Origin of the sequence: Nonomuraea spiralis, from assembly GCF_014648435.1 — a bacterium.
Lineage (GTDB): Bacteria > Actinomycetota > Actinomycetes > Streptosporangiales > Streptosporangiaceae > Nonomuraea > Nonomuraea spiralis.
Genome location: NZ_BMRC01000009.1, coordinates 130,295 through 143,365, shown reverse-complemented (window position 1 = coordinate 143,365; position 13,071 = coordinate 130,295). Strand labels below are relative to the sequence as shown.

At 70.5% G+C, this 13,071-nt stretch carries 10 protein-coding genes; 1 reads left to right on the top strand and 9 read right to left on the bottom strand.

Going from position 1 to position 13,071, the window contains the following annotated elements; all coding sequences use genetic code 11:
* Positions 1 to 394: 394 nt before the first annotated feature.
* Positions 395 to 1,171, bottom strand: coding sequence for a class I SAM-dependent DNA methyltransferase (locus IEZ27_RS23435; protein ID WP_189649199.1), 777 nt, complete (start codon positions 1,169 to 1,171; stop codon positions 395 to 397).
* A gap of 2 nt (positions 1,172 to 1,173) precedes the next feature.
* Here IEZ27_RS23435 and IEZ27_RS23430 point away from each other — a divergent pair, with 2 nt between their 5' ends.
* Positions 1,174 to 1,326: a hypothetical protein gene (locus IEZ27_RS23430; protein ID WP_189649198.1), complete on the top strand. Its 153-nt coding sequence runs from the start codon at positions 1,174 to 1,176 to the stop codon at positions 1,324 to 1,326.
* Positions 1,327 to 1,340: 14 nt separating this feature from the next.
* Here the strand turns inward: IEZ27_RS23430 and IEZ27_RS23425 are convergent, their stop codons facing one another.
* The 8 genes from IEZ27_RS23425 to IEZ27_RS23390 form a co-directional block, all read right to left on the bottom strand.
* Positions 1,341 to 2,570 (bottom strand): cytochrome P450, encoded by a 1,230-nt coding sequence (locus IEZ27_RS23425; protein WP_189649197.1) that lies wholly within the window; start codon positions 2,568 to 2,570, stop codon positions 1,341 to 1,343.
* A gap of 239 nt (positions 2,571 to 2,809) precedes the next feature.
* Positions 2,810 to 3,934: an alpha/beta hydrolase family protein gene (locus IEZ27_RS23420; RefSeq protein ID WP_189649196.1), complete on the bottom strand. Its 1,125-nt coding sequence runs from the start codon at positions 3,932 to 3,934 to the stop codon at positions 2,810 to 2,812.
* A gap of 134 nt (positions 3,935 to 4,068) precedes the next feature.
* On the bottom strand, positions 4,069 to 5,730 hold the full coding sequence (locus tag IEZ27_RS23415; RefSeq protein WP_229824260.1) for a bifunctional metallophosphatase/5'-nucleotidase: 1,662 nt from the start codon (positions 5,728 to 5,730) through the stop codon (positions 4,069 to 4,071).
* Positions 5,731 to 5,860: 130 nt separating this feature from the next.
* Positions 5,861 to 6,670 carry a carbohydrate ABC transporter permease gene (locus tag IEZ27_RS23410; protein WP_189649194.1) on the bottom strand — a complete coding sequence of 270 codons (810 nt, stop codon included), beginning with the start codon at positions 6,668 to 6,670 and terminating at the stop codon, positions 5,861 to 5,863.
* Positions 6,663 to 7,595: a carbohydrate ABC transporter permease gene (locus IEZ27_RS23405; RefSeq protein ID WP_189649193.1), complete on the bottom strand. Its 933-nt coding sequence runs from the start codon at positions 7,593 to 7,595 to the stop codon at positions 6,663 to 6,665. The genes IEZ27_RS23410 and IEZ27_RS23405 overlap by 8 nt, the downstream gene beginning before the upstream one ends.
* Before the next feature lie 3 nt (positions 7,596 to 7,598).
* Positions 7,599 to 8,846, bottom strand: a complete 1,248-nt coding sequence (locus tag IEZ27_RS23400; RefSeq protein ID WP_189649192.1) for an ABC transporter substrate-binding protein — start codon at positions 8,844 to 8,846, stop codon at positions 7,599 to 7,601.
* A gap of 98 nt (positions 8,847 to 8,944) precedes the next feature.
* Positions 8,945 to 11,317: a phospholipase D-like domain-containing protein gene (locus IEZ27_RS23395; RefSeq protein WP_189649191.1), complete on the bottom strand. Its 2,373-nt coding sequence runs from the start codon at positions 11,315 to 11,317 to the stop codon at positions 8,945 to 8,947.
* A complete protein-coding gene (locus tag IEZ27_RS23390; protein ID WP_229824259.1) occupies positions 11,314 to 12,954 on the bottom strand; it encodes a beta-N-acetylhexosaminidase in 1,641 nt (546 codons plus the stop codon). Before IEZ27_RS23390 ends, IEZ27_RS23395 begins: the two co-directional genes overlap by 4 nt.
* Positions 12,955 to 13,071 lie beyond the last annotated feature (117 nt).

Here is a 13,071-nt window from a genome sequence, read left to right as displayed (position 1 = left end):
ATACATGTCTCGCTTATCGCGAAAATTCGCTCATCTCTGACTCCATTCCGATAATCGCCCCGATTCGCGGGCAGCGACCAACTTACTTGGAGGCTTCCCAGGTAAGGCCGCACCCACGGGATGGCGTCCGATAAAGATTGCGAATCTTCAGGTGTCGCGGAGCTTTACCATTTGCCCGGTTTCGACGTTCAGGTAGCGATGAAGATCTTTACCGCGCCGTAGGGGCGACGTGACGCGGCCAGGCCCGACGCACGGGCTCGCCCTGGCAAGTGGTGCAAGTCGTGACGTTCGGCGGCGGAAATTACCGCAGAAAAGGTACAAAACATGAGAGGCGAGATGATGCGCCTATTCCTTCGCCGCCGGGCGACTGGACCACGCGAAACCAGTGGTCCCCTCAAGCCGTACGGGCGACGTACAGGACGCGGTCATGGGCGTCCTCGTCGGCCGGGTCGCGTACCTCGGTGCCCACCAGCCCATGGGTGGCCACGACGCGCAGTCCGGCCTGCTCGGCGGCCCGGCGTACGGTCCGGCCGGAGTGGTGGCGCTGCACGTGCCGCATCGACAGCCGGTCCCAGCCGGCGCCGGCCCGTTCGAACAGGTCGAACTGCGTGACCACGACCCCGTCGGCCTCGATCAGCGGCGACTCGGCGAACCAGGCCACGTACCGGTCGCCCCGGTCGACGACGACGGGGGCGCCGAACGTGCGGCGGTAGTAGCCGATGGTGTTCAGGTCGAAGAGCACCACCCCGCCGTCGGCGAGCTGGTCGCGTGCCGCCGTGAGCGCCTGCCGCAGCTGCTCGGCGTCGGTCAGGTACGTCAGCGGCACGTCCACGCCGGCGACCACGTCGAAGCCGGTGAGCCCCGGCGGAGGCCGCAGCAGCGATCCCACCAGGAACGGGATGCCTTCCGCCCCCGGCCGCCGCCGTGCCACCGCCACCATCTCCGGGGACAGGTCGTAGCCGGTCACCTCGAAGCCCCGCTCCTTGAAGGCCGCACTGCTGCGGCCGGTGCCGCACCCGGCGTCCAGCAGCCGCCGCCCGCCGGACCCGTGCCGGTCGGCGGCCTCGGCGAAGCGGCCCACCAGCGCGGCGGTGTCCATCCGCGCGTTCAGCTCGTCGTAGCGGGCGGCGATGCCGTCGTAGGCCGCCAGCGTCTCCTCGACGTGCGACATGCGTGCCTCCGGTCGAGAGCGGGGAGACCGCGCCGGGCCACGGGCCCGGCGCGGCCGCCGAACAGACCTACCAGATGAACCACGCCTGCCGGTTGATCCGGCGGCCGGTGACGCGGCGCAGCAGCTTCCTCATGGAGATCACCTCCCTTCCGTGACGAACCGCTGGTGGTCAGGTGTGGCTTGCGGTACGCCGCAGCTCGAAGGGCGGCGGGGTGATGATGCCCTCGACGTGGGGCCGTCCCCCGCCGCGGCGAACCTCCAGGCGCGCGTCGTGGGTCAGGGCGGCGAGCAGGTCGGCGGCCAGGCTCTGGGCGACCGACGCCCCGGCGCAGGTGAACGGGCCGCCGCCGAAGGGCAGGTAGGGCCCGCGGGGTTCGGAGCCGTCCCACCGGCCGGGCCGGAACCTGGCGGCCTGCGGCCAGTACCGCTCGTCGCGGTGCAGCAGGTACGGGCAGACGGCCACGCTCTCGCCCGGTTCCAGCGGTACGCCGCCGACCCGGTGGGCCCGGCGTACCGGGCGGCCGAGCAGCCACGCGACCGGCCAGAGCCGCAACGACTCGCGTACGGCCGAGCCGGCGGGCACCTGGGCCAGATCGACGTCATGGGCCGCCGCCTCCAGCAGCGCCCAGGCGACCACATGGCCCACCGGCGCGACCGACGTGCGGAACAGCAGCAGGTACACCTGCGCGACGTGCTCGGCGGGCGTGCCGGGCGGGGTGGCGCCCAGCACCGCGTCCAGCAGGTCGCCCGGCGGACCGCCCGGCCGATCGCCCGGCCGATCACTCGGCAGGTCGGCGGTTCGCGGGGTGGCGCGGCGGTGGCGTGCCTCGGCGGCGATCGTGCGTACCACGCGGGCCCACAGGGCGCGCCGCGACAACCGCGCGAGCCGGCCGCCGGGCCGGATCAGGACCTCGCGCCGGACGACGTACGCCATCAGCTCCCGCAGCGAGGGCGAGCTGTCCGGCCGCAGCAGGGCGCCGGCCAGGAACCGGTGGACGGCGGCGCGCCCGGCGTCCGGCCACACGCTGACCTCCCCCAGCTCCGCGACGACGGCGGGCAACCGCTCGCGGTGGGCGGCCACGTGGGCGCGCAGCGTCGTACGGGCCGCCCGCCCGATCGCCACCTGGGTCGCCCGCGGCCCCAGCACTCCCCCGCCGACGTGGAAGAAGCCGGACACGTCGTCGTAGTCGCCCGCGTCGTCGTGCAGGACGCGCAGAGCCTCGGCGGGGTCGGCCACGCACAGCGCCCCGTCGTCAGGAAGCCGGAACACCGGCCCCCGCTCGCGGGCCGCCCGCTCCACGAACCCCAGCGGGTCGCGACGGTACTCCCGGGCCGCCCCGATCGCCCACGGCCGTCCCTCGCCGGGCACGATCCGATCCGGTTCCCCAACCGTCGTCATCCCCACCTGCCCCATGCCATCCGTGAATCGGGTGTACACGCAGGCGGCGCAGGTGCGCCCCGCCAGGAGAACGGCATCGCCCGCCCATACCGGACCGGCGACGCAAAATCAGGAACAGCCCGCAGTGTATAGCTAAGAACTCCCGTTCCTGGTTATGAAGTGATCTATGGGAATAGCGTGATCATATTGACAAATTTGGTCATAACCACCCGAATGACCGGTGAGCGGACCGGACAGGCTCACGGGGCACTCGGGGTCAGGAAGTCGCCGACGAGGCGTTCGTAGCGAGCGCGGTCCACGTTCCACGCCTCCGTGTGCGCGCCCTGCTCGAACGGCTCGAACCGGATCTCCCAGCCCAGCCGCCTGCCCACGGCCACGAGACCGTACGCCTCCTGGATCGGGTGCTCGGTGTCGGGGACGGTGTGGATCAGCAGGAGCGGCGGCCGGGTCCGCGGCGGATGCCGGATCAGGCTGAGCCTGTCCGGGTCGACGCCGGTACGCCACCGGGCGACCTGGTTCGCGAGGCTCCCGATGAAGGCGGGCGCGTGGAAGTTCCTGGCGCCCTGTTCGGCGGTCATTCCCACGTCGATCATGGGCGCGTCCATGACGACCCGGTCGACCAGTCCCGCGAGCGGCGACCGGCCCAGGAACTGCCCGATGACCTGGCCGCCCATCGAGGTGCCGTACAGGACGAACCGGCGGGCGCCCATCGTCCGCGCCTGGCGCAGGGCGGCCTCCAGGTCGCGCCATTCGGAGTCGCCCAGGTGCAGCAGCCCGTCGGGCGAGGGCGGGGCGCCTTCGTCGTTGCGGTAGCTGATGTCCAGGAACGGCAGCTCCAGCCGGTGCACGACGGGCAGGACCTTCAGCTCGGCCTTGCGCCGCCCGTTCTGGCCGTGGACGGCGACGACCCAGGTGTCGCCCTTGCCGGGCACGTACCAGGCCGGCGCGGGCCCCAGCTCGGTGGGCACCATGATCTCCGTGTAGCCGATCCCCCAGGCCACCTGGGGATCACCGGGGGGCACGTTGCCGAAGTGGCCGGGCGTGCCCACCGAGGGCGTCGAACCGCGCAGCACCTTGCGCGTCACCCGGCCCGGCGCGCGGGACACGATGTCGCCGAGCATCGCGTACGAGCCGGTCCACTCCAGCCAGTACGTGCCCGGCTTCCCGGTCTCCGGCGTCTGCGCGAGCGTCACCAGGTCACCCCGTACGGCGAGGACCTCGGCGTTGCCGGTGCCGTAGTGGACGACCCCGATCGACTGCTCGCTGCCGAACCAGGCCCCGATCCCCGTCGCCGCGACCAGGACCATCACGACCGCCAGGCCCGTGATCCACACCCACCGCCGTCGTCCGTTCCCGGACACCATCGAAGCCCCTCCCCGTCGCGTCCTGACGTATACACAGTAAACCACAGACGTTTACGGCGTATACATCAGAACGTACGATGACCGGAGAGGGGCATTTCCGTGCGGGGGGGCCGAGCTCCCCCGCAAGGACGGTTCTACGTCAGCGGCACCGCCCGGTTCAGGGCGGGCGGGGTCACCGGCCCCTGCCGCAGGTAGGCGCGCATGGCCTCGTAGTCGCGCTCGCCGCGCACCGCGTCGGTGTACCCGGCGAAGGCGGTGTAGCCGTCGGCGCCGATCAGCGTGTACGCCAGCGCCGCGAGCCGGTACGTCCTGCCGGTGTCGAGCGGCTGCCCGTTGACGATCACGTCGGCCGGGTTGATCCGGTCCCCCACAGGCTTGTTCGGGGAGTAGGAGAAGCGCACGTTCCCGGACACGGCCAGCGGGGCGAACTTCACGGTGCCGTCGGCCTGCGTCTGCCACTGCTGCTCAAGGGCCTGCTCCACCTGCGCGCCCGTGACCGAGACCGTGAGCACCGGGTTGGCGTAGCCCCACGCCGCCCACGACTCGCCCATGAGCACCTGGCCGTCGCTGTCGGCGGGGTTCGTGCCCTTGGCGAACTTCAGGTCGCCGCGCAGCGAGTTGGAGCCCTTGGACGGCGCCACGGCCACCATGGCCAGGTCGGCCTTGCCGCCCGGGGTCTGCTGCGAGTCGAAGTACGCCACGTCGGCCACGGTGTTGCCGAGCGTGCTCTGCCCGGTGGCGTCACGCGTCCTGGTGAGATCGCCGGTGATGGTCCCGTACGGCTTGGCGTAGGTCTCCTTCTGCTTGGCGTTCCAGTAGTCGACCAGCTTCACCATGGTGGGGTCGGGGGCGATGTCGCGGGTCACGGGGTGGTTGGCCGCGGTGGTCTCGGACCTGATGACGTCACGGGTACGCCGGTCGAGCTTCAGGTTGACCTCGCTGATGAGGCGGCCGTGGTTGGCGGCCTCGACGACCGGGCGGGGGCTGCCGGCCGGGTCGGGGATCGAGCAGTTGAAGTACCAGTGCCAGTGGCCGGTGACGATGGCGTCGATGTCGGGCGAGGCGTTCTTGGCGAAGTCCCAGATGGGCCCGGCCTTCTGGTCACCGCAGCCGGTGTAGTCCTCCCCGGCCTTGCCGCCCTCGTGCACGTTGGCGACGATGGCCTTGACGCCACGCTTCTTGAGGATGGCGGCGTACTTGTTGGCCGTCTCCACCAGCGGCAGGTTGTCCAGCGCCGGCTGGTAGGAGGTGGAGCCGTCCACCGTGGTGGGCGTGGTCAGGTTGATGAACCCGACGGGGATGCCCTGGAAACGCTTGATCACGTACGGCGGGAGCACCGGTTCGGTGTCGCCCTTCCGGGCGATGTTGGCCGTGGAGATGGTGAAGTCGGCGCCGGCGAACTGCTTGCCGTCGGAGTCGGCGAAGCAGCTGTCGAGCCCGATCTCGCCGAAGCACTCGCCCTTGCCCATGTGGTCGCGCAGGAACCCCAGGGAGCGGTCCAGCTCGTGGTTCCCGACCGCGGTGAACTCCACCTTGATCTTGTTCAGGAACTCGATCGTGGGCTCGTCGGCGTGGTACGACACCTCGGTCGGCCAGCCGCTGAAGTTGTCACCGCTGGCGAACGTGATCGTGTTCTTACGACCCTCCCGGAGCTTGTTCAGGTGCGCCGCCACGTACGGCGCGCCACCCACCACCAGGGTGTTCCCCTGCGGGTCCTTGATGGTGCCGTCGGTGGCGTTGCTCTGCGGGGTGATGTAGCCGTGGAAGTCGGTCAGGGACAGCAGTTGCACGTCCACGGGCTTCGGCTGGGCCAGTGCCGGCGGTGAGGCTGTTGAGGCCAGAGTGACGCCTAAGGCGACAACAATCCACTTGCGGAACGAAGACATACATACTCCTAGATAGGTGATATAGCGGGAGAAAAGCGGATCAGCCCTTCGAGCCGGTGAACGCGATCCCGGCGATCAGCTGCCGTTGCATGACCACGAAGAGAACGATCACGGGCAGCGAGGCGACGACGGACCCGGCGAAGAGGATCGGGTAGTTGGTCAGGTACTGGCCGCGCAGCGAGGCCAGCCCGGCGGAGAGCGTCATCATCTCCGGGTCGGTGTTGACCACCAGCGGCCAGAGCAGGCTGCTCCAGGACCACATGACGGTCAGCAGCCCGAGCGCCAGCAGGCCGGGCCGCACCAGCGGGAGCATGATCCACCAGTAGATCTGCAGCGGGTTGGCGCCGTCCAGGCGCGCCGCCTCGTCCAGCTCCTTGGGCAGGGTCTTGAAGAACTGCCGCAGCAGGAACGTGCCGAAGGCCCCGAAGACCCCTGGGGCGATGAGCGCCTGGAGGGTGTCGAGCCAGCCGAGCTCCTGCATGATCTGGTACCGCGGGAGCAGGAACAGCTCGCCCGGCACCATCAGCACGGCCAGGAACAACATGAAGACCGCCCCGCGCCCGGGGAACTCCAGCCGCGCGAACGCGAAGGCCGCCAGCGAGCACAGCAGCAGCTGCCCGGCGGTCACCGCCACGGTGACGATCACGGTGTTGAGGAACTGCCGCCCGAGCGGCACGGTCCGGAACACGTCGGCGAAGTTGTGCCACTGCCAGGAGGGGACCACCGTGGGCGGCACCCGCATCGACTCGGTCATCGTCTGCAGCGAGACCACGAGCTGCCAGACGAACGGCGTGATCATGATCAGCCCGCCGGCGAGCAGCACGGCGTGCACGATCCAGCGCCTACTCATAGTGGACCCACCGCCTCTGCAGCCTGAACTGGACGGCGGTCAGCAGGAGGATCAGCGCCAGCAGCACCACCGCGATCGCGGCGGCGTAGCCACGGCTGTTCTGCACGAAGCCCTGCTCGTAGAAGAGGTAGACGATCGTGCGGCTGCCCGCCAGCGCCGGGCTCTTGATGTCGATCATGAGGTAGACCAGGTCGAACACCTGGAGGGCGTTGATCAGCGTGATCACCATGACGAAGAACGTGGTGGGCGTGAGCAGCGGCAGCGTGATGCGGAAGAACTGCCGCAGTTTGCCCGCGCCGTCGATCGAGGCGGCCTCGTAGTAGTGCTTGGGGATCCCCTGCAACCCGGCCAGGAACAACACCGCGTTGTAGCCGAGCGAGGTCCAGATCCCGACCACCGCGACCGCGTAGATCGCGAAGTCGGGGTCGGACACCCAGTAAGGCCCGTCGATCCCCACCTGGGCGAGCAGGTAGTTGATCAGCCCGAAGTCGCCGTTGTACAGGTAACGCCAGGTCAGGCCGACGGCCGCGGGCATGGTGACCACCGGCAGGAAGTACAGCGTGCGGTAGAAGCCGAGCCCGCGCAGCCCCGGGACGTTGAGCAGCGCCGCGATCACGATCGACAGCGGCACCCCGATCAGCACGAGCACGGAGTAGAGCAGCGTGTTGCGCAGGGCGCCGATCATCTCGTCGTCGCCGAGGAGCTCGGCGAAGTTGTCGAGGCCCACCCACGTCTGCCCGCCGAACACGCCGGACTCGGTGAAGCTGAGATAGAGCGTCTGGACGATCGGCCACAGGTAGAACACGGCCAGCCCGAGGGCCATGGGCGCGATCAGCCCGTACCCCCAGAGCCAGTCGCGCCGCGCGGGCCGCCCCGGCGGGGCCGCCGCCTTGGCGGCGGCGGCCCGTTCCTCGGTCAGCACCATCGGCTACTCCTTGGCCAGGATCTCGTTCATCTGCGTGGCGATCTCCTTGGCCGCGTCCGCGGTCGCCCGCTTGCCCGCCCAGGCGTCGGCCAGGACCTTGTTCTGCACGTCCTGCCACTTGGCGGTGTCGAGGGAGACGGGGTACGGCACGCCGTTCGGGATCGAGGCGTCGAACGTCTCCTTCAGGCGGTAGTTCGGGAAGGAGTTGAACCAGCCGTCCTGGGTGCCCGCCCGGGAGGAGACCGAGGCGCCGCCGGAGTCGCTGAGGATCTTCTCGGCCTCCTCGGAGGAGAGGAACGTGGCGAACTCCAGGCTCTCGGCCGGGTGCTCGCTCTTGGCCGAGACGGAGTTGGCCAGGCCGAGCAGGATGACGGCCTCCTGCACCGGCCCCTTGGGCAGCGGCGCCACGTCGACCTTGTCGCCGCGCTCGGTGTTGGCCTTGAACGTGGTGGCGAGCCAGGAGCCGCCGTAGTACATGCCGTACTTGCCGGTCATGAACAGCTGTACGGGGTTGGTGTCGGTGGTCACCTGGACGGGCGGCGCGACCTTGTCCTTGTTGATCATGTCGGTCCAGAACTCCAGGCCCTGGATGGAACCGGGCTCGTCGAAGCCCGACTTCTTGCCGTCGGCGGAGATGACGTGGCCGCCGGCCTGGACCATCGTGGGGTAGAAACCACCCTGGTCCCACAGGGGGGCCAGCAGGCCGTACTGCTTCTTGGCCGGGTCGGTCAGCTTCTTGGCGGCGGCCTTGAGGTCGTCCCAGGTCCAGTCGGCGGTCGGGTACTTGACGCCGGCCTTGTCGAAGAGCTCCTTGTCGTACCAGAGCACGGGGACGCCGACGTCGCGCGGCAGGCCGTACAGCTTGCCGTCGTAGCGGTAGCCGTCCACGATCGCCTGCGGGAAGGCGCCGACGTCGGCGTTGTCGATGGGGGCGATCACGCCGCCCTTGGCGTACATGCGGACGTTGAGGCTGTTCATCCAGAAGACGTCGGGGGCCGCGCCGCCGCTGGCCGCGGTCTGGAGCTTGGTCCAGTACTGGTCCCACGGGGTGATCTCAAGCTTGACCGTGACGTCGGGGTGCTTCTTCTGGAAGGCGTCGATGATCTTCTGCGTGCTGGGCTGGTCGTTCTTCTCCCAGATCGCGTAGCTGATCGTGACTTTTCCGGGCTTGGTGCTGGTGGTGTCGCTGCCGGAGCCACAACCGGCCACGGTCATCGCCAGGGCGGCGGCCAATGCCATACGCAGGCGCATGGGGATTTCCTTTTCTCTAGATGCCGTCTCGTCCGCAAGCCGTCTGCGAGCCGAAGGACGGCGTCGGGGGGGTGGGGGTCAGGGTCTCGATGGGCGTCTCAGAAGCCGGTGTTGGTGAAGCTCGTCCTCGCCACGACGTCGGCGTATCCGTTGACGTCGAAGTCCTCGGCGTAGAAGAGGTGGAATCCGGCGGCGTCGGCGGCGACGGCGGTGCCCGACTGGTCTCCGGCCGTGTTCGGGTTCATGCGCTCGCAGGGGAACCGGCCGGTCGTCGTCCCGTCGGCGTTGAAGCCGCGGGCGTACACCTCGTAGGAGCGGCCGCTGTTCCACATGTCGGATTCGGTCCAGCCGACGACGAACCGCCCGGAGTCGTCGACGGCGACGGACGGCGATCCCTGGACCGCGCACCGGTCCGCCGTTCCGACCTTCCCGCAGAGCGGCGGGTACTCCTTGCCGCCGTCGGAGACCGTGTTCGGCGCGAACTTCCCGTACGCGACGGGGGTCTCCGCGAACCGTCCGCCCAGGGAGGGCGTGAGTCCCCGCATCCGGACCCGCCACACGGTCGTCACGTCGCCGCCGGTGACCGCCACGTTGTCGCTCCAGACGACGACGCTCTCGCCGCCCGGGGTCGTCGCCACCGCCGGCGCCAGGTGCTGGCCGGCCGCGTTGGTGTTGATCTTCGTGGCGGGCGCGACCGTCGTGCCGGTGGCCGAGATCCGCCTGCCGTACACGTCGGGGGCCTGCTGCCAGACCACGGTCGCGGTGCCGGCGCCGTCGACGGCCACGTCCGGCCGGTCCCCCGTGGCCACCTGGAGCGGCCCGAAGGTCCGGGAGGTCAGGGAGGCGTAGCCGGCCGCGCGGACCGTCCCGGTCGGCGCGTCCTCCCAGACCACCGTGAACCCGCCGTCGCCCCGGACCGCGATCCTCGGCCGGGTCTGGTCGCCGCTCCACTGCGGGTTGTTCGCCCAGACCGCCGCGCTCAGCGTGCCCGACGGCGAGAGCCTTCGCACCGCGATGTTGTGCTCGCCCCGGCAGTCGCCGTCCTCGGCCCAGGCGACGTAGGCGTTGCCCGCGTCGTCGACGCCGGCCGACGGCTGCACGTGGTTCCAGCCGGTGGCGCAGCCGACCCCGCCCATCGAGACCTTCACGGGGCCGGTCACCGACTGCCCGTCGCGGTAGATGCGCGCGTAGACCTCGGTGCCGTCGACCGAGGCACGGTCGCGGTCGTCCTCCCAGGTCACCGCCGTGTACCCGGCGCGCATGGCGGCCGCCCTGGGCGCTCGCTGGTCGTCGGGCCCGTTGGCGGCCATCTGGAGCACGGCTCGCGGGTAGGCCGCGGGGACGAACTTGATCACCTCGTCGAGCATGGCGGTGAAGTCCGCGTCGTAGGCCGCGTAGACCGCCGCGTCGTCGATGCGGACGAAGGAGTCGTCCGAGGCGGTCAGGGAGCCGCGATTGAGGTTGTGGGAGCCGGTGTAGGCGTAGCGCCGCTGGGCGCCGCCCGCCGCCGCCGACGGCCCGTCCACCAGGATGATCTTCGAGTGGAGGCCGTCGGCCTCGCAGGTGCCGCCGGCCGGGTAGCGGCAGCCGCCGGGCCGGTAGGTGTTCACCACGATCCCGCCCTTCGCGAGCTCCTGGGCGGTCGCGACCGTCTGGTTGCCCTCGGAGACGAGCACCTGGACGGTGCACCCCTGCTGCTTCTTCGCCTTGAGCTCGGCGATGACCAGCGGCCGGTCCGTGGCGAACTGCGACTGCACCACGCGGATCGTGCCGGGGCAGCCCACGTCGCGGATCATGGCCGCGACCAGGTCGGCGCTGCCGTACGTGGCCTGGTCGTAGGCGGTGTCGCGGGGCTCCATCCACACCGTGACCTTGCCGCTGGTGGCGGTGAACGGCGCCCGCCACGTGGTCCGCACCCGGGAGACCAGCGTGTCGAACACCTGCCGGTAGCCCTCGGCCAGCCCGGCGTCGCCCGAGCTGATCAACATGTTCTGGTGGAGGCCGTTCTCGGGGCTGAGGTTCTGCGAGCTCTGTACGACCACGTCGGTCCTGCCGTCCGTGAGCCGGCTGAACACGAAGAACTTGTGGTGGTTGATGTCGGTGTCCGGGCCGTTGCAGCCCATGTCGCACAGCGTGACGGGCACGCCGGCGGCGGCCAGCTCGTCGAGCAGCGGGTCGTGATCGGACCCCTCGGACACCACCCGTACGTCGACCCCGCGGGCGTGGGCCGCCACGAGCTTGTCCTTGACGACCCGGAGTTCCAGCACGTACGTCGCCACGCGCAGGGTCGAGCCGGACTCGGCCAGGTCGATCAGGCCCAGCAACCTGGTCAGCAGGGAGCCGTCGAGGGTGCCGTCCACGCTGGGCACGCTGAAGTGCGCCGATAACTCGGGGGTCGCCGCTTGCGCCGGAGTGATCATGCCGAGCAGGCAGGACAGGCCGGCCAGGATGACGGACAGGCGTTTGATCATGCTTGCCTCTCTCCACTGAGGTTGCGCCGGATGTCGCGGGTCCAGGCCGCCACCTCGGCCTCGGTCTCCGCCCGTTCCCTGGGCCAGCCCTGCACGTCCGGCCGCGTCTGCCACGGCTCGGGGCCGGTCTCCTTGCGGTACTCCACGCCCAGCGCGGCGAGCCGCCGCTCGTGGTGGCGCAGGCGTGCGGTGAAGTCGTCGAAGTCGCCGCCCCGGGGGCTCCACACGACCTCGGCGAAGGCCGACAGCCGGGGGAAGGCCATGTAGTCGAGCGCGCGGGGCGAGTCGATGTGCTCGGTCCAGAGGTTCGCCTGAGCGCCGAGCACGTGGCCGGACTCGGCCTCCGTGAGCTCGGGCGGCACCGGTTCGAAGGCGTAGACGTCGCGCAACGAGATCACGCTGCCGATCGGCACCGGCTCGTCGGGCCGGTCCGACTGCCGGAAGTCGAGGTAGACCTGCGTGAACGGGCAGGTGATCACGTCGTGCCCGGCCCGTGCCGCCGCGACCGCGCCGTACGTCCCGCGCCAGGACGCCACCGTCGCGCCCGGCGGCAGGCCGCCCTCGATGATCTCGTCCCAGCCGAGCAGGCGTCGCCCGCGCGCCGTCAGGTGGTCGGAGAACCGGTGGATGAACCAGCTCTGCAACTCCTCCTCGTCACGCAGGCCGAGCTCGCGGATGCGCCGTTGGGCCGACGGGCTCTCCCGCCACTGCGTCTTGGGGCACTCGTCGCCGCCGACGCAGACGTACTCGCCGGGGAAGATCTCCATGACCTGGTCGAGCACGTCCCGGTAGAAGGCGAGCGTGGCCTCCTCGACGTTGAGCACGTTGGGAGAGACGCCCCACCCGGTGGCGACCTCCAGGCGTTCGTCGAGGTTGCCCAGCTCCGGATAGGCCGCGATGGCGGCCTGCGAGTGGCCGGGCAGCTCGATCTCGGGCACCACGGTGACGAACCGGTCCGCCGCGTACGACACGATCTCGCGCAGGTCCTCCTGCGTGTAGAAGCCGCCGTGCGGACGGCCGTCGAACAGGCCGTGCCGGCGGGCGCCCCGGGGGCTCTCCCGTCGCCAGGCGCCGATCTCGGTCAGCTTGGGATAGCCCGTCACCTCCAGCCGCCAGCCCTGGTCGTCGGTGAGGTGCAGGTGCAGCACGTTGAGCTTGTGCGCGGCCAGCAGGTCGATGTACCGCAGCAGGTCGGGCTTCGGCAGGAAGTGCCTGGCCACGTCGATCAGGCAACCGCGCCAGCGGAATCTCGGCCGGTCCTCGACCGTGACCGGGGCGAGCAGCCAGTCCCGTTCGCCGACCGCGCCGCTGCGGAAGGCCGCGGGCGGGAGGAGCTGGCGCAGGGTCTGCGCGCCGTAGAACGCCCCCGCCGCGTCACCCGCCTCGACGCGCACCCCGTCGGGGCGTACGGCCAGGCGGTAGGACTCGGGGCCGAGCCCGGCCGCCAGCGTGAACTCGATCCCCCCGGCCCCCGGCCCTCCGGGCGGCAGCGGCAGGCCGGTCACCGGGGACAGCGCGCCGCGCAGCCAGCCCTCCACCCGCGACAACTCGGGAGGCGCGGCGATCACTGTGTCCGCGGTGAGGACGAAGGGCTCCGCGCCGTCTCGGGTGAGATGAACGGGTCGTGGCAGCAGCAAATCAGATCCCTGAGGAGTTGGGGGGTCGGCGGCCGTCCGGCCCTGCGAGCATGGCGGGGACGGACAGGAGTGCTTACGTCGCGGTCGGCCGACGCCGTAGCATGGCGCGCCCGCACG